We start from the raw sequence: 16,235 nt of genomic DNA on the forward strand, positions 1-16,235 counted from the left end.
TCACGGCTATTTCTTGCCTGACGAACTGGATTTGTCGCCGCCGGCGTCGGTGGACAGCGCCGCCACGAAGGCCTCCTGCGGCACGTCCACCCGGCCGATCGTCTTCATCCGCTTCTTGCCTTCCTTCTGCTTTTCCAGCAGTTTGCGCTTGCGGGTGATGTCACCGCCGTAGCACTTGGATAGCACGTCCTTGCGTATCGCCCGAATGTTCTCGCGCGCAATGATTTTCGATCCGATGGCGGCCTGCACCGGCACCTCGAACTGCTGGCGCGGGATCAGTTCCTTGAGCTTGGTGGTCATCTTGTTGCCGTAGGCCGACGCCCCGTCCTTGTGGACGATCGCGGAGAACGCGTCGACGGCCTCGCCCTGCAACAGGATGTCGACCTTGACCAGCTGGGCCTCCTGCTCGCCGGCCTCCTCGTAGTCGAGGCTGGCGTAGCCGCGGGTGCGCGACTTCAGCGAGTCGAAGAAGTCGAAGATGATCTCGCCCAGCGGCATCGTGTAGCGCAGTTCGACCCGCTCGGGTGACAGGTAGTCCATGCCGCCCAGCTCGCCGCGGCGCGACTGGCACAGCTCCATGATGGTGCCGATGAACTCGCTGGGCGCGATGATGGTGGTCTTCACGACGGGCTCGTACACCTCACGGATCTTGCCCTCGGGCCAGTCCGACGGGTTGGTCACGATAACGCCGCCATCCGCCCCTCCTTCCAAGACCACCCGGTAGACGACGTTGGGCGACGTCGAGATCAGGTCGAGGTCGAACTCGCGCTCCAGGCGCTCGCGGGTGATCTCCATGTGCAGCAGGCCCAGGAAGCCGCACCGGAACCCGAAGCCCAGCGCCACCGAGGTTTCCGGCTCGTAGGTCAGGGCCGCGTCGTTGAGCTGCAGCTTGTCCAGGGCGTCGCGCAGGTTTGGGTAGTCGGAGCCGTCGACGGGATACAGCCCCGAGTAGACCATCGGTTTGGGCTCGCGGTAGCCCGTCAGCGCCTCGGTTGCGCCGTGGCGGGCCGTCGTCACGGTGTCACCGACCTTGGATTGCCGGACGTCCTTCACCCCGGTGATCAGGTAGCCCACCTCACCGACCCCCAGGCCCTCGCTGGCCTTGGGCTCGGGCGAGACGATGCCCACCTCGAGCAGCTCGTGGGTGGCGCCGGTGGACATCATCTGGATGCGTTCCCGCGGCACGATCTTGCCGTCCATCACCCGCACGTAGGTCACCACGCCGCGGTAGATGTCGTAGACGGAGTCGAAGATCATCGCGCGGGTGGGCGCGTCGGCATCGCCTTGGGGATGCGGCACCTCGCGCACGACGTGGTCGAGCAGGTCGGCGACGCCCTCGCCGGTCTTGCCGGACACCCGCAGCACATCGCCGGGCTCGCAGCCGATGATGTGGGCGATCTCCCCCGCGTAGCGGTCGGGGTCGGCCGCCGGCAGGTCGATCTTGTTGAGCACCGGGATGATGTGCAGGTCGCGGTCCAGCGCCAGGTACAGGTTGGCCAGCGTCTGCGCCTCGATGCCCTGGGCGGCGTCGACCAGCAGCACCGCGCCCTCGCAGGCCTCCAGCGCGCGCGACACCTCGTAGGTGAAGTCGACGTGGCCCGGGGTGTCGATCAGGTGCAGGACGTATTCTTCGTCCCCGACCTTCCACGGCAGGCGCACGTTCTGCGCCTTGATGGTGATCCCGCGCTCGCGCTCGATGTCCATCCGGTCCAGGTACTGCGCGCGCATCGAGCGCTCGTCGACCACCCCGGTCAGCTGCAGCATCCGGTCGGCCAGCGTCGACTTGCCGTGATCGATGTGAGCGATGATGCAGAAATTCCTGATCTGCGCCGGCGCGGTGAAGGTCTTGTCGGCGAAACTGCTGATGGGAATCTCCTGGTCTGGGCCCGCTCGAGGCTTCTTGAGCGATACGTCCAGCGTATCTGTGCGCGGTGGCCGAGACCTACTTGGACACAATCGCACCCACGCGCGCGCGTCTATGCTGCGAATATGGCGTCTCCCCGCAAATCCCAGTGGAAGACGATCCAGCGGTTCGCCCGCAACGCGATCATCTATGCACAGACCGCCCAGCTCGTCGCGCGGGAACTTCAGCACGCCGTGAAGGTCACCGCGGACGTCATCGCCGCGGCCGCGCCCCAACAAGCCGCCGTTACCGCGGGCCGGCCGGTGACCAGCGCGAGCTTCCCCACCGCGCAGCGCGCGCGCAAGCTGGTCTACGCCCCCGACCTCGACGGCCGGGCCGATCCCGGCGAGATCGTCTGGACCTGGGTGGTCTACGAGGACGATCCCACCCGCGGCAAGGACCGGCCCGTGCTCGTCGTCGGCCGCGACCGCCGGGTCCTGCTCGGGTTGATGGTGTCCAGCCAGGAGCGTCACGCCTCGGACCGGGACTGGATCGGAATCGGTTCCGGCGCCTGGGATTACGAGGGCAGGCCGAGCTGGGTCCGGTTGGACCGGGTGCTCGACGTGCCGGAGGAGAGCATTCGCCGCGAGGGCGCCATCCTGGACCGGGAGATCTTCGACGTCATCGCCGCCCGGCTACGGGCGGACTACGCCTGGAGCTAGCGGGTCAGGCCTCCCGCCGAACGTGTAACCAGGGCGGAAAATCGGCCGAATCTTCGCCCAGAGTGCACGTTCGGCGAAATGCCGGATCAGCCCCGCCCGGCGACGATGCGGGCCGCAACGCGGCCAGCTGAGGAGCCGGGCAATCAGCCCTGCGTGATGTAGGAGTGCAGCTGCTGCTGCTCGGCCTCGAGTTCTTCCATGCGGGTCTTCACCACGTCGCCGATGCTGACGATGCCGATCAGCTTCTTGCCGTCGAGCACCGGCACGTGGCGCACCCGGTTCTTGGTCATCAGCACGCTCAACGAGTCGACCGTGTCGGTCTTGGTGCAGGTGGCGACGTTGGCGGTCATGATCTTCGAGATCGGGCGCGACAGCACGCTGGCCCCGTGGGTGTGCAGCTCACGAACGACGTCGCGCTCGGAGACGATGCCGACGACACCCTCGTCGCCGACCACCACCATGGCGCCGATGTTCTGCTCGGCGAGGCCGGCGAGCAGCTCTTTCACCGTCGCCTCGGGGTTGATGGTCACCACCGCCGCGCCCTTGTTCCGCAAGACATCCGCTATCCGCATCTGGCCTCCAGCCGGTTGTGATCCGCTTCACATCAGGCTACGGCTAACTCGCGCGGCGCAAAAGCCACGACGAGAACCGGTAGCCGATCCGTGTCCATACCCTGACGCCGTCGTCCGAAACCGCGGTTCCCGCGTTTGGGCCACCGCGGCGCGCCCCGGCTTGCAAGATAGGGGCCATGATCGAGATCACCCTGCTCGGGACCGGGAGCCCGATCCCCGACCCGAACCGCGCCGGGCCGTCGACGCTGGTGCGGGCGGGCGGACAGGTGTTCCTGGTGGATTGCGGGCGGGGCGTGTTGCAGCGCGCCGCGGCGGTGGGCGTGGGCGCGGCCGGGCTGTCGGCGCTGCTGATCACCCACCTGCACAGCGACCACATCGGTGACCTCGGCGACCTGCTGATCACCCGGTGGATCAGCACGTTCGCGCCGGACCCCGCGCCGCTGCCGATCATCGGCCCACCCGGGATCGCGGAGACTGTGGAGGCCACGCTGCACGCGTTCCGCCACGACATCGAGTACCGGATCGCGCATCACGCCGACCTGAACGCCCCGCCGGCCGTCGAGGTGCACGAATGCACTGACGGACCGGTGTGGGACCGCGAGGGCGTGGCGATCCGCGTCGCGCCCACCGACCACCGGCCGGTCACGCCGACCATCGGGTTCCGGGTCGACTACGGGGCGGCGTCGGTGGTGCTGGCCGGGGACACCGTGCCCTGCGCGGGCCTTGACGAGCTGGCGGCCGGCGCCGGCGCGCTGGTGCACACGGTGATCCGCAAGGACATCGTCGGCAACATCCCGCAGCAGCGGCTCCAGGACATTTGCGACTACCACTCGTCGGTCGAGGAAGCGGCGACGACCGCGGCCCGCGCCGGGGTGGGCACCCTCGTCATGACCCACTACGTGCCGGCGCTGGTGCCGGGGCAGGAAGAACAGTGGCGGGCGCTGGCGGCCGCGCGCTTCGGCGGGCGGATCGAGCTCGGCGACGACCTGCACCGCGTCGAAATCGGGACCCCGTAACGGTCATTGCCGAATGTCGTTGCGCGGCAACGGCAATAGCGCGCCCGCCAGCACCAGCCAGGACAGCGCGAGCACCCGGGCGACCGGCAGGATCGCACCGAGCTCCGGCCAGGCCAACACCCCCGTTGCCGCCCCGGCGAGGACCGCGGTGCCCAGGCCGGCCCAGGCGATCGGCCTCGGCAGCAAGCCCGGGCTCGGGCCGGTTGCCGCGATCGGGGCGACCAGCAGGCCGAGGGCCACGATGTGCCCCGGCCCGCCGACCAGAAACACCAGCAGGTACAGCGCCCGCACCAACGCCGTATCCGCGGCGACGTCGGGCCACGACAGGGGCCAGGCCAGCAATCCGCACAGCGCCAGCCCGCCGGCCGCCAGAATGCCTCCGGTGAGCGCGATCGCGGGCGCCGGCCCGGCGGCCCCGAGGCGGCGCAGCCGGGCGCTGACCGTCGCCGCGTAGATCGCCAACGGGACCGAGGACGCGAACGTCGCAACGGCCATGACCCGCACGGCAACCGGCTGCGCGCGGACGTAGGCCGCCACGGCGGCCGCCGGGCCGTACGGCAGCGGCATCACGCCGCCGAGCGCCACCCCGGCGGCGATTCCACCGAAGAGCAGCGCCGCGCACAGCAACGAGAGCAGCAGCAACGAGGGACCACCGCGCCGGCGTTCGGTCATGGGTGCACGCTATGCCCGCGCGGCCCCGGTGGCTAAGCCAGCCGGGTCACCTCCACCACGACGTCCAGGTCGGTCGCGCCCTCACCGGAGTAGATGCCCTTCAGCGGGGGGACGTCGGTGTAGTCGCGGCCGGCGCCCACGCTGACGTATTGCTCGGAGAGCTCGGTTTCGTTGGTGGGGTCATAGCTCCACCACCCGCCCGTCCACGCCTGAATCCAGGCGTGGCTGCGCCCGTCCACGGTGTCCCCGACGACGGCGTGCTCCTTGGGATGCAGGTAACCCGACGCGTAGTAGGTGGGAATTCCCATGGCGCGCAACAACATCAGCGACAGGTGCACGAAGTCCTGGCAGACGCCCTTGCCCGCGTTCAACGCGTCCAGGCCCGAGGAGTGCACGCTGGTGGTTCCGGGCAGGTATTCCAGCTGCTCGCGCACCCACTGGGCCGCGGCGACGACGGCCTCGGCGGGCTGGTGCGACTTGGCGATCTTCTTGGCCACGGAGGCAACCTTTTTGCTCGCCGGGGTGTGCTCGGTGGGGCGGAGCAATTCGTCGAACCGGTCGATCACCGCCGCCGAGTGCAGGTCGCTCCAGCCGACGTCGGTCACCGGTGGTTCGGGCCGCTCGGTCTCGACCACCGACGACGACGTCACCGTGAGGTCGCTGTGCGGGGCGTGCAGGTCGAACGCCGTCACCGCGGTCCCCCAGTAGTCGATGTAGCGATAGGAGCGGGTGGCGGGGATCGTTTCGACGCGATTGAGGATGACGTTCTGCCGGGTGTTCGACCGCGGGGTCAACCGCGCCTCGTTGTAGGACGCGGTCACCGCCGACTGGTAGGCGTACCCGGTGGTGTGCACCACCCGCAGCCGCCACATCAGTTGTCCCCCGCCCTGCTCACCAACGCGCCGGCGTCCGACCACGCCACCCACGGGGTGACGTGGAAGTACTGCACCGACAACGCTTCTCCGACATCGCGGCAGGTTCGCTGCAGCCCGGCCAGGCGGTCCTCCAGCGACTCGAGCAGGACGCCGGGTTGGACGAATTCCAGTTCGCTGCGGGCCTGCCCGAGCAATCGCTGCGCCTCCCCGGTGGCCCCGATGCGGCTCTGCCGGTTGTGCAGCAGTTCGTCGAGGTTGTGTTCGGCCAGCCGCAGCGAATAGAACACCGAACGCGGGAAAAGCCGGTCGAGCAACATGAATTCGACCACCCGCCCGGCGTCCAGCACGCCGCGGTAGGTGCGCAGGTACGTGTCGTGCGCGCCCGCGGATCGCAGCAGCGTCACCCACGCCGGCGACGACGCGCTGTCGCCCACCCGGGAAAGCAACAGCCGCACCGTCATGTCGACCCGCTCGATCGCGCGGCCCAGCACCATGAAGCGGTACCCGTCGTCGCGGGACAGCGTCGAGTCCGCCAGCCCGGCGAACGTCGCCGCCCGCCCCTCGATGTACGACAGGAATTCGTGGGGCCCAAGGCGTTTCGCGGCGCGCTCGCGCTCGGCGAGGGCATGGTAGGTGCCGTTGAGGCACTCCCAGATCTCGCTCGAGGTCACTTCCCGCGCCGACTTCGCGTTTTCCCGCGCCGCCGTGATCGCGTCGACGATCGAAGAACCGCCCGAAGCGTTGCTGCTGAAGGCCACCAGGTCGGTCAGCGACCAGACGTCGAGGTCGTGGGTCGGGGGGTCGATGCCCAGCACCCGCAATAGCAGCCGGGACGCCTGGTCGGGGTCGACGCTGGAATCCTCGAGCAGCTGGTGCAGCACGACGTCGAGAATGCGCGCGGTGTCGTCGGCTCGCTCGACGTAGCGGCCGATCCAGAACAGCGCCTCGGCGTTACGGGCCAGCACGGCGCTTGCCCCGTCGCTGTTGTTGCTGTAGCTGCTGTTCCTGCGGCGATTCGGTGGGTTGCGACTGTGTTTGCCGCAGCCGCGGCGCGCCGTCGGACGCCGGGTCGGCGATGGACTCCGGCAGCGAGCGCACGACCTCCGCCGCGCCGAGCTCGTGCTCACCGGCCGAGGTGCGCGACGCCAGCACCCAGGTGTCCTTCGAGCCACCGCCCTGGCTGGAGTTGACCACCCTCGAGCCCTCGACGAGGGCCACCCGGGTGAGGCCGCCGGGCAGCACCCACACGTCTTCGCCGTCGTTGACGGCGAACGGCCGCAGGTCGACGTACCGGGGCGCCAGCGTGTTGCCGATCTGCGTCGGCACGGTCGACAGTTCCATCATCGGCTGCGCGATCCAGCTGCGCGGGTCGTCGCGAACCTTCTTGGCGACGGTGGCCAACTCCTTGTCGGTCGCCTCCGGCCCGAACACGATGCCGTAACCGCCGGAGCCCTCCACCGGCTTGAGGACCAACTCGTCGATCCGGTCCAGCACCTCTTCGCGTTCGTCGTCGAGCCAGCACCGGTACGTCTCGACGTTGGCCAGCAGCGGCTTCTCGCCCAGGTAGTACTCGATCATGGTCGGCACATAGGTGTAGACGAGCTTGTCGTCGCCCACCCCGTTGCCGATGGCGCTGGAGACGACGACGTTCCCGGCGCGCGCGGCGTTGACCAGGCCGGCCACCCCCAGCACCGAGTCGGCCCGGAACTGCAGGGGGTCCAGGAAGGCGTCGTCGATGCGCCGGTAGATGACGTCGACCTGCACCTCGCCGTCGGTGGTGCGCATGTAGACCTGGTTGTCCCGGCAGAACAGGTCGCGACCCTCGACCAGCTCGACGCCCATCTGGCGGGCCAGCAGCGAGTGCTCGAAGTAGGCGGAGTTGTACACCCCCGGGGTCAGCACCACCACCGTCGGGTCGGCCTCGTTGGTCGCCGCCGAGTTGCGCAGCGCACGCAGCAGGTGCGCCGCGTAGTCGTCGACCGCCCGCACCCGGTGGGTGGCGAACAGATTCGGGAACACCCGCGCCATGGTGCGCCGGTTCTCCATGACGTAGGACACCCCCGACGGCGAGCGCAGGTTGTCCTCGAGGACGCGGAAGTTGCCCTTCTCGTCGCGGATCAGGTCGATGCCGGCGACGTGGATGCGCACGCCATTGGGCGGGACGATGCCGACCGCCTGGCGGTGGAAATGCTCGCAGGACGTGATCAGCCGGCGCGGAATGATGTCGTCGTTGAGGATCTCCTGATCGCCGTAGATGTCGTCGAGATACATCTCGAGGGCCTTGACGCGCTGGATGATGCCGCGCTCCAACCGGCTCCACTCGGCGGCCGAGATCACCCGGGGCACCAGGTCGAGCGGGAAGGGTCGCTCCTGGCCCGACAGCGAGAACGTGATGCCCTGGTCGATGAACGCGCGGCCGAGCGCTTCGGCGCGGGCCTTGAGCTCCGAGGCGTCCGACGGCGCGAGCTCGGCGTAGATGCCCTTGTAGGGTCCCCGCACGCCGCCCTGGCCGTCGAACATCTCGTCAAAGGCCATCGAATAGACGTCCGACGACGTGTTGTAGCCGCCGAAGATGCGCTCAGCGCGCGCGGCGCGTAACCCCCGCCTGGTTTCCTCGAGCTGGCTCGGAAGACTCACTTTTAAGATGCTGCCTCAAATTGACGTTATGGCAGGCCACGGGTTCCCGTTTTGGGAGAAAACGTAACCGACTGATAACCTGGGCAGTCGCCGTGGTGGTATCCGGCGCCCCAAGCCAAACGTCGATTCGAAGAAGGAACTACAAGCGTGGCCAACATCAAGTCGCAGCAGAAGCGCAATCGCACCAACGAGCGCGCTCGCCTGCGCAACAAGTCGGTGAAGTCGTCGCTTCGCACCGCCGTTCGCGCGTTCCGCGAGGCCACCCACGCCGGCGACAAAGACAAGGCCACGGAGTTGCTCGCGTCGACCAACCGCAAGCTGGACAAGGCGGCCAGCAAGGGCGTGATCCACAAGAATCAGGCGGCCAACAAGAAGTCGGCCCTGGCCCGAGCGCTCAACAAGCTCTGAGCCCCGCCGCTCATCGGTTCCGGTTGGCGGCCAGCTCGGCGACCTTTCTGACCGCCGCTTCCAGCGCGTAGTCGGCGTCCGCGACCGCCCCCTTGACGTTGGCGTTGAGCGTCGCCACCACCTTCATCGCGGCCGCCACGCTGTCGCGCGACCAATACCGCGCCTGCTTCTGGGCCTTCTGCACCCGCCAGGGCGGCATGCCCAGCTGCGACGCCAGCCGGTAGGGATCCCCCGACAGCGGCCCGACCCGGCCGATCGTGTGGATCGCCTCCGCCAGCGCGTCGGCCAGCACCACCAGCGGCTCCCCGCGCAGCATCGCCCACCGCAGCGCCTCCGCGGCGCCTGCGACGTCGCCGGCCACCGCCTTGTCCGCGATGTCGAACCCCTTCACCTCGGCCTTGCCGCTGTGGTAGCGGCGCACCGCCGCCGGATTGACCGCCCCGCCCGTGTCGGCCACCAATTGCGAGCAGGCGGCCGCCAGCTCGCGCACGTCGGAGCCGACCGCGTCCAGCATGGCGGTCACCGTGTCCTCGTCGACCTTGACCTTCAGCGCGCGGAACTCCTTGCGGACGAAATCGATCCGCTCGCTGGCCTTGGTGATGCGCGCGCACGGGTGCACGACGGCGCCGAGTGACTGCAGCTCGGTGGCCAGCGCCTTGGCCCGCCCACCGCCCGAATGCACCACCACCAGCATGGTGCCCAGCGGGACGTCGGCCGCGGCCGAGGTGATCACCGCGGCCGCCTCCTTGCCCGCCTCCCCGGCGGCCTCCAGCACGACGATCCGCTCGTCGCCGAACAGCGACGGGCTCAGCAGTTCGGCGAGTTCGTAGGTGCTGACGTCACCCGCCCGCATCCGGCTGACCGGAACGTCCTCGACGCCGGCCCGCTTGCGCGCCGACCGCAACACGTCGGCCACCGCCCGCTCGACCAGCAGCTCCTCGTCTCCGAGGACCAGGTGCAACGGCGAAACCTCGCTCACCCCACGATGGTGTCACGAGGGACCGACTACGCCGCCCGGGGATCCAACAGCTCCGACAGCCAGCACGCCAGCACGCAGAGCGCGGCCAGGCCGACCGCCCGGCCGAACCAGCGCCGACGGCGCAGCCGCGCGACCAGCACGACGATCGCCGCGGTCGCCCCGGCCACCAGCAGGACGCCCGGCGGCCCGGCCGGAACCGGCACCGTCGCCGCGGGCGCGCCGGCCGACCACCGCGCCACGTGCACCACCCACCACACTTCGGGCCCGGTGAACCGGACCAACAGCTGGGCGCCGGACGGCCACGCCACGCTCAGCACGGCGGCCGCACTGCCCAGCACGGTGATCGGCGCTATCACCGGTGCGGCCGCGAGGTTGGCGGCGACCGCCACCAGGCTGACCCGCCCGGAGATGCCCGCCACCAGCGGGGCGGTCACCACGTGCGCCGCGGCGGCGATCGCCAGCGCGTCGGCCAGCGGTTTGGGGCAGCCCCAGGCCGCCAGGCGGCGCGACCAGCGGGGCGCGATGACGACCAGCGCGGCCGTCGCGACCACCGACAGCGCGAAGCCCACGTCGACGGCCAGTTGCGGGGCCACCGCCAGCAACCCCAGCACCGCGGCGCACAGCGCCGGGATGGCCTGGCGCCGACGGGAAGACAGCATCCCCAGCAGCGCGATGGCGCCCATCACCGCCGCCCGCAACACGCTCGCCGTCGGTTGCACGACGACGACGAACGCGGCGAGCGTGACGCCGGCGAGGACGGCGGCGGCCCGCGGGCCGATCACGCGCGCCGAGAACAGGACGGCCGCGCACACGATGGTCACGTTGGCGCCCGACACCGCCATCAGGTGCGTCATGCCCGCCGCGCGAAAGTCGCGGTCGGTCTCGGCGGTGACCGCCGAGGTGTCGCCCAGGACCAGCGCGGGCAGCATGGCCGCCTGCTCGGCGGGCAGCGCGCCACGGACGGCGGCGGCGAACCTGCCGCGCACCGCGTGCGCGGCGCGCTGCACGGCGCTCGCGGTCCCCACGGTCGGGCGGCCCGAGGCGTTGAGCACCGCGACGGTGAGGTCGCGGCGGGTCGGACGGCCGATGCGCGCGGTGAACCGCATCGGCCGGCCCACCACCGGCCCGTCGGTTTGCGAGTCGAAGTCCGACGCCCGCGCGAAAACGACCACCCGGCCGGAGATCGGTGCGTCGCGCAGGCGCTGCAGCGTGGCGCGAAACATCAGCCGGCCGCGACCCAGCGGGACCGGACTCTCGGTCGGGGTGAGCGTCACCGGGGCCGCGGCGCCGAAGGCCGCGGTGATCGGGTGCCGATCGACCGCTTCGGCGCGCAGCGCAACCGCGAACCCGAATCCCGCGCCGACCACCCCGACCGCGGCCAGGCCGCCGGCGATCGCCCGCAACCGCCCGGCCTCGCCCGCCCGGCAGGCCAGCGCGCCCGAGGCCGCGAGCAACACCAGACAGCACGCCGCCACCGTCCGGCCGATCGGCCACCAGATGCCGGCGGCGGTCACCAGCCAACAGGTGAGCGCCGCGGGCACCAGCCGCGCATCGAGGCGGGTCGCGCCCGAGTCGATGAGGCCGGCCGGCCCATCGGCGTCAGACACGGACCAGGGCGCGCAACCTCTCCAGCCGCGCCGGGCCGATGCCGTCGACATCGGCGAGCTGGTCGACGGTGGTGAACTTGCCGTTGGCCTGCCGCCAGGCGACGATCGCGGCGGCCGTGACGGGTCCGACACCGGGCAGGGCGTCCAGGTCCTCGGCGGTCGCGGTGTTGAGGTCGAGCACCTCGCCCGGCTTCGGCCGGGCCGTTGCAGACCGCGGCGGCGCCCGCTTCGACGTCGGCGTCGACGCGGACGCCACCGAACTCCCCAACGCCGCCGGCTGCCCGGGCACGGGAGCCAGTCCGACGACGATCTGCTCGCCGTCGCCGAGCGGGCGCGCCATGTTCAGCCCGATGGTGTCCGCCCCGTTCACCGCACCCCCCGCGGCCTGCAGCGCGTCGGCGACCCGCGCGCCGGGCGCCAGGGTGACCAAGCCGGGGGTGTGCACCAGACCCACCACGCTCACCACCACGGGCCGGTCCGGGCCCGGGCTGGGGCTCGCCGAGGATTTGGGGCCGGCCGTCGCCGCCTTGTCCACCGGCGGCAGTTTGGCTGACATCACCGGCGCCGGCCGGTCGTGCAGCAGCGTGAACACCGTGACGAGGACGGCCAGCGCGGCCACGATCGCCAGCCCGATGGCACCCGCGCGTCCCGGGTCGGCGCGCAGCCTGGCCGCCCAGCCCCGATCCCGGGCTGCGTCGGGCAGCCAGCGCGGCAGCAGCGAATTCTGGTCCTCGTCCGCGGCGTCCTGTAGTGACGCCGCCCCCGCACCGTCGGCCTCGGTGTCCGGTTCGGCACCGAGCCGCCGCTGCAGACGCTCGCCGGGAAGTTCGATTCGCATGCCGCGACCGTAGGCGCGCCGGCCGCCGGATCGGCCGGTCCCGGCCGCGCCGCGGCGCCCACTGGGGATTAAACCGAGGCTGTGCACAACCGCTCCGCGGGATGGGTCAATATGGAACCACGAACGCATCGCCAGCCAGCTGGTAGCCACGTTCACCCCAGAGACAGGAGGCCGCCGTGCAACTGGCGCTCACACCGGAGGAAGCCGCGTTCCGCGACGAACTTCGCACCATCTACACCACCAAGATTCCCGAAGAGGTGCGCGATCGGGTGCGCCGGGGCTCGGCGGAGGTGAACCACGACGACATCGTCACCAGCCACAAGATCCTGCACGAGCACGGTCTGGCGGTGCCGAACTGGCCGGTCGAATGGGGCGGTAAGGATTGGACGGCCACCCAGCACCAGATCTGGGCCGACGAGATGCAACTGGCGTGCGTCCCCGAGCCGCTGAACTTCAACACCAAAATGGTGGGGCCGGTGATCGCCGAATTCGGTTCGGAGGAGATCAAACAACGCTTCCTGCCGCCGACCGCCAGCCTCGACATCTGGTGGTGCCAGGGGTTCTCCGAGCCGGAGGCCGGTTCGGACCTGGCGTCGCTGCGCACCACCGCGGTCCGCGACGGTGACAGCTACGTCGTCAACGGCCAGAAAACCTGGACCACGTTGGGCCAGTACGCGGACTGGATCTTCTGCCTGGTACGCACCGACCCGCAGGCGCCCAAGCGTCAGGCCGGCATCTCGTTCCTGCTCTTCGACATGAACACGCCGGGCATCACCCTGCGGCCCATCAAGACCATCGACGGTGGCCACGAGGTGAACGAGATCTTCTTCGAAGACGTCCGCGTGCCCGCCAATCAGCTTGTCGGAGAAGAAAACAAGGGCTGGACGTACGCGAAGTTCCTGTTGGGCAACGAGCGCACCGGCATCGCCGGTGTGGGTCGGACCAAGGTGCGCCTCGCCGAGGTGAAGAGGCACGCCGCCGAGACCGGGCTGCTCGCCGATCCTCTGTTCGCCGCCCGGCTGGCCGAGGCCGAAAACGAGCTGCTGGCACTGGAACTCACGCAGTCGCGGGTGGTCACCGATTCCGCGAACGGCCAGCCCAACCCGGCGTCGTCGGTGCTCAAACTCCGCGGCAGCCAGCTGCAGCAGGTGGCCACCGAGCTGCTCGTCGAGGTGGCGGGGCCCGACGCCCTGCCCGCCGACGGCAAGGGCATCGCGTCCCCGGACTGGGCGCAACACAGTGCGCCGCACTACCTCAACTACCGCAAGACGTCGATCTACGGCGGCAGCAACGAGGTTCAGCGCAACATCATCTCGTCGACCATCCTGGGATTGTGAGGCTGCCATGGACTTTCAGTTGACCGACGAGCAGACCCTGCTCCGCGACACCACCCGCGAGCTGCTGTCGCGCAGCTACGACCCGGAGAGCCGCAACAAGGTCATCGGCACCGATCTGGGCTGGAGCCGCGAGGTGTGGAGCCAGCTCGCCGACACCGGAATCCTCGGCCTCGGCTTCGACCCGGACGAGGCGGGCCAGATCGAGATCATGGTGGTGCTCGCCGAGGCGGGGCGCCGGCTGGCCCCCGAACCGATCCTGCACGCCGCGCTGGCGCCGGGTGCGCTGATCGCCGAGCTGGGTACCGACGCCCAGAAGGAACAGCTCGACGAGGTCGCCGGCGGCCAGCGCCTGCTGGCCTTCGCCCACCTGGAGCCCGGCCACCGCAAGGCGACCGAGGGCGTGACCACCAAGGCTGTGCGGCAAGGAGATTCGTGGGCGTTGACCGGCAGCAAGAACCCGGTGCTGGCCGGTGACTGCGCCGACACGTTGGTGGTGAGCGCCGCCTTGCCCGACGGCGGCACCGGCCTGTTCCTGGTCGACGCGAACGCGGCGACCCGGCACCCCTACCGGACGTTCGACGGGCAGCGCGGCGCGCAGATCGACTTGGACGCCGCTCCCGCCGAACCCTTGGGCGAGGCGGTCGACGCGTCGGCGGCCATCCGCGACGCCGTCATCCGCATCCAGGCGGGGCTGTGCGCCGAGGCCCTCGGGGCGATGGAGGAGGCGCTGCGGCTGACCACCGATTACCTGAAGAGCCGCAAGCAGTTCGGCGTCACGCTGAACAAGTTTCAGGCGCTCACCCAGCGCGCGGCCGACATGTACGTGTCGCTGGAATTGGCGCGCAGCATGAGCCTGTACGCGTCGATGTCCATCGCGGACGGCAACCTCGACCCGCTGATCGCGTCGCGCGCCAAGCTGCAGATCGGCCGCTCGGGCCGGCACATCGCGCAGGAGTCGATCCAGCTGCACGGCGGGATCGGGGTGACCGCGGAATATCCGGTTGCGCACTATGCGGCCCGGCTCACCGCGATCGAGCACACCCTGGGCACCTCCGGCGACCACTTGCACAACCTTATCGACCACCTGGGCGACTACGACCTGGCCCGGCTATAGCCGATGGCCGAGCCCGCCAAGCTCTCGCAAAGAGTCGTCGAGTTCCTGTCAGCGGGCACCCGCACCGGGATGCTGGGCTACGCCGCGGCCGACGGGCGGCCACTGGTGGCGCCGGTGTGGTTCGTGGTCGACGGCGACCAGCTGGCCTTCACCACCGGCCGGGACACGTCGAAAGGCCGTGCCCTGGCCCGTGATCCGCGAACGGTGATCTGCGTCGACGATCCCCATCCGCCGTATTCGTTCGTTCAGGTGCAGGGGGTCGTCGCGCTCGGCGAGGAGCCGGCCGACGTGCTGGACGTGGCGACGCGGACCGGGGCGCGGTACATGGGCGCCGAGCGCGCCGAGGAGTTCGGCCGCCGCAACGCCGTCCCCGGTGAACTGGTGGTGCGGCTGCGCCCGACCAAGGTCATTGCCGGCTTCGATATCAGCGACTGAATCCCCCACCCGTCAAAGGAGACGCGATGAGCAAGCCCCCGATGGACCGCCCGCTCAAGGTGATCCAGTGGACCACCGGAAACATCGGGCGGCGTTCGCTGCACGCGATCATCGGCAGGCCGGACATGGAGCTGGTCGGGGTGTACGCGCACGGGGCGGACAAGGTCGGGGTGGACGCCGCCGAACTGGCCGGCTGGCCGGAGCCGACCGGCGTGCGGGCGACCAACGACATCGACGCGCTGCTCGCCCTGGGCCCCGACGCGTGTTGCTATAACCCGTTGTGGCCCAACGTAGATGAGTTGGTGCGGCTGCTGGAATCGGGTGTCAACGTGTGCTCCAGCGCGGCCTGGATCACCGGGGGCAAGCAGACGCCCGAGGACCGCGAACGCATCGCGGACGCCTGCAAGCGAGGCGGTTCGACGATCTTCGGCAGCGGGGCGCACCCGGGCATGACGAACATGGTCGGCATGGTGCTGTCCGGCGCGTGTGAACGCGTCGACGAGATCCGCATCACCGAATCCGTGGATTGCTCGACCTACGAATCGGCGGAAACCCAGACGGCGATGGGCTTTTCGCAGGATCCCGATACGCCTGGCCTGGCGGAAAGCGTGCGCCGCGAAAGCGAGGTCTTCGCCGAATCGGCCGCCATGATGGCCGACGCGATCGGGGCGAAGCTGGACCGGATGACCTTCGACGTGACCTTCACCGCCGCCACCGGCGATTCCGATCTGGGCTTCATGACCATCCCCGCGGGAACCGTCGGCGGAGTCTATGGCTACCACCGGGGTTGGGTGGGCGACCGCAACGTGGTCAGCGTCGGGTTCAACTGGACCATGGGCAGTCACGTGACGCCGCCCAAACCGCTGGAGCACGGCCACGTCATCCAGGTGTTCGGGCTGCCCAACATGCGCACGGTCCTGCACTGCCTGCCGCCCAAGGATTGGACCGAACCGGGGTTCATGGGCTTGGGCATGATCTACACCGCGATGCCGGTCACCAACGCGGTCCCGGCCGTGGTGGCCGCCGAGCCCGGAATCGTCACCCTCGCCGACTTACCGCCGGTCACCGGCCGCGTGGCGGGGTAGGCGCGTATGCCGTTCACCACATCGAAGGGCCCCGGAGGAACGCTTGCGTGCACTAAGGTTTAGAGTGCTTAGCTGAGCAAATAGTCGACAAGACA

15 protein-coding genes and 1 pseudogene are annotated in these 16,235 nt (G+C 69.9%); 7 read left to right on the plus strand and 9 right to left on the minus strand.

The features are described from left to right. Positions 1-6 precede the first annotated feature (6 nt). Positions 7-2,008, minus strand: a pseudogene (gene lepA / locus A5730_RS09695) (translation elongation factor 4). Here lepA and A5730_RS09700 point away from each other — a divergent pair. After that, positions 1,990-2,565 carry a type II toxin-antitoxin system PemK/MazF family toxin gene (locus A5730_RS09700; protein WP_067898835.1) on the plus strand — a complete coding sequence of 192 codons (576 nt, stop codon included), beginning with the start codon at positions 1,990-1,992 and terminating at the stop codon, positions 2,563-2,565. The pseudogene lepA and the gene A5730_RS09700 sit on opposite strands and share 19 nt — an antisense overlap. Before the next feature lie 143 nt (positions 2,566-2,708). Here A5730_RS09700 and A5730_RS09705 read toward each other — a convergent pair whose 3' ends face one another. Next, a complete protein-coding gene (locus A5730_RS09705) occupies positions 2,709-3,137 on the minus strand; it encodes a CBS domain-containing protein (RefSeq protein WP_067898837.1) in 429 nt (142 codons plus the stop codon). 176 nt (positions 3,138-3,313) lie between these two features. On the opposite strand from A5730_RS09705, the gene A5730_RS09710 reads away from it, so the two are divergent. Further along, complete coding sequence (locus tag A5730_RS09710; RefSeq protein WP_067898839.1) at positions 3,314-4,153, plus strand: ribonuclease Z; 840 nt, start codon at positions 3,314-3,316, stop codon at positions 4,151-4,153. 3 nt (positions 4,154-4,156) lie between these two features. Here the strand turns inward: A5730_RS09710 and A5730_RS09715 are convergent, their stop codons facing one another. Genes A5730_RS09715 through A5730_RS09730 form a run of 4 tightly spaced genes read right to left on the minus strand, consistent with a single transcriptional unit; the run spans position 4,157 to position 8,346 of the window. Continuing rightward, on the minus strand, positions 4,157-4,825 hold the full coding sequence (locus A5730_RS09715) for a hypothetical protein (protein WP_082946782.1): 669 nt from the start codon (positions 4,823-4,825) through the stop codon (positions 4,157-4,159). Between the two features lie 32 nt (positions 4,826-4,857). Further along, the gene (locus A5730_RS09720) at positions 4,858-5,697 is read right to left on the minus strand and encodes a transglutaminase family protein (RefSeq protein ID WP_067898841.1); all 840 of its coding nucleotides are present in this window, start codon (positions 5,695-5,697) and stop codon (positions 4,858-4,860) included. Continuing rightward, positions 5,697-6,665 carry an alpha-E domain-containing protein gene (locus A5730_RS09725; RefSeq protein ID WP_067898844.1) on the minus strand — a complete coding sequence of 323 codons (969 nt, stop codon included), beginning with the start codon at positions 6,663-6,665 and terminating at the stop codon, positions 5,697-5,699. The genes A5730_RS09720 and A5730_RS09725 overlap by 1 nt, the downstream gene beginning before the upstream one ends. Beyond that, a complete protein-coding gene (locus A5730_RS09730) occupies positions 6,652-8,346 on the minus strand; it encodes a circularly permuted type 2 ATP-grasp protein (RefSeq protein WP_067898847.1) in 1,695 nt (564 codons plus the stop codon). Before A5730_RS09730 ends, A5730_RS09725 begins: the two co-directional genes overlap by 14 nt. Before the next feature lie 138 nt (positions 8,347-8,484). On the opposite strand from A5730_RS09730, the gene rpsT reads away from it, so the two are divergent. Then, complete coding sequence (rpsT, locus tag A5730_RS09735) at positions 8,485-8,745, plus strand: 30S ribosomal protein S20 (protein ID WP_067898850.1); 261 nt, start codon at positions 8,485-8,487, stop codon at positions 8,743-8,745. Between the two features lie 10 nt (positions 8,746-8,755). Here rpsT and holA read toward each other — a convergent pair whose 3' ends face one another. The 3 genes from holA to A5730_RS09750 are packed head-to-tail and all read right to left on the minus strand — an operon-like array spanning position 8,756 to position 12,169. Continuing rightward, positions 8,756-9,724, minus strand: a complete 969-nt coding sequence (holA, locus tag A5730_RS09740; RefSeq protein ID WP_067898852.1) for a DNA polymerase III subunit delta — start codon at positions 9,722-9,724, stop codon at positions 8,756-8,758. Positions 9,725-9,750: 26 nt separating this feature from the next. Continuing rightward, positions 9,751-11,301 (minus strand): ComEC/Rec2 family competence protein, encoded by a 1,551-nt coding sequence (locus A5730_RS09745; RefSeq protein ID WP_067899594.1) that lies wholly within the window; start codon positions 11,299-11,301, stop codon positions 9,751-9,753. 22 nt (positions 11,302-11,323) lie between these two features. Beyond that, entirely contained in the window at positions 11,324-12,169 is an 846-nt protein-coding gene (locus A5730_RS09750) for a ComEA family DNA-binding protein (protein WP_067898854.1), read from the minus strand. A gap of 176 nt (positions 12,170-12,345) precedes the next feature. Between A5730_RS09750 and A5730_RS09755 the strand changes: the two genes are divergently transcribed. Genes A5730_RS09755 through A5730_RS09770 form a run of 4 tightly spaced genes read left to right on the plus strand, consistent with a single transcriptional unit; the run spans position 12,346 to position 16,140 of the window. Beyond that, on the plus strand, positions 12,346-13,506 hold the full coding sequence (locus A5730_RS09755; RefSeq protein ID WP_067898857.1) for an acyl-CoA dehydrogenase family protein: 1,161 nt from the start codon (positions 12,346-12,348) through the stop codon (positions 13,504-13,506). 7 nt (positions 13,507-13,513) lie between these two features. Beyond that, positions 13,514-14,620, plus strand: coding sequence for an acyl-CoA dehydrogenase family protein (locus A5730_RS09760; RefSeq protein WP_067898860.1), 1,107 nt, complete (start codon positions 13,514-13,516; stop codon positions 14,618-14,620). A gap of 3 nt (positions 14,621-14,623) precedes the next feature. Further along, the gene (locus A5730_RS09765; protein WP_067898863.1) at positions 14,624-15,055 is read left to right on the plus strand and encodes a PPOX class F420-dependent oxidoreductase; all 432 of its coding nucleotides are present in this window, start codon (positions 14,624-14,626) and stop codon (positions 15,053-15,055) included. A 26-nt stretch (positions 15,056-15,081) separates the two neighbouring features. Continuing rightward, complete coding sequence (locus A5730_RS09770) at positions 15,082-16,140, plus strand: dihydrodipicolinate reductase (protein WP_067898866.1); 1,059 nt, start codon at positions 15,082-15,084, stop codon at positions 16,138-16,140. Positions 16,141-16,235: the final 95 nt, after the last annotated feature.

Source organism: Mycobacterium sp. ACS4054, assembly GCF_001667275.1.
Taxonomy (GTDB): Bacteria; Actinomycetota; Actinomycetes; order Mycobacteriales; family Mycobacteriaceae; genus Mycobacterium.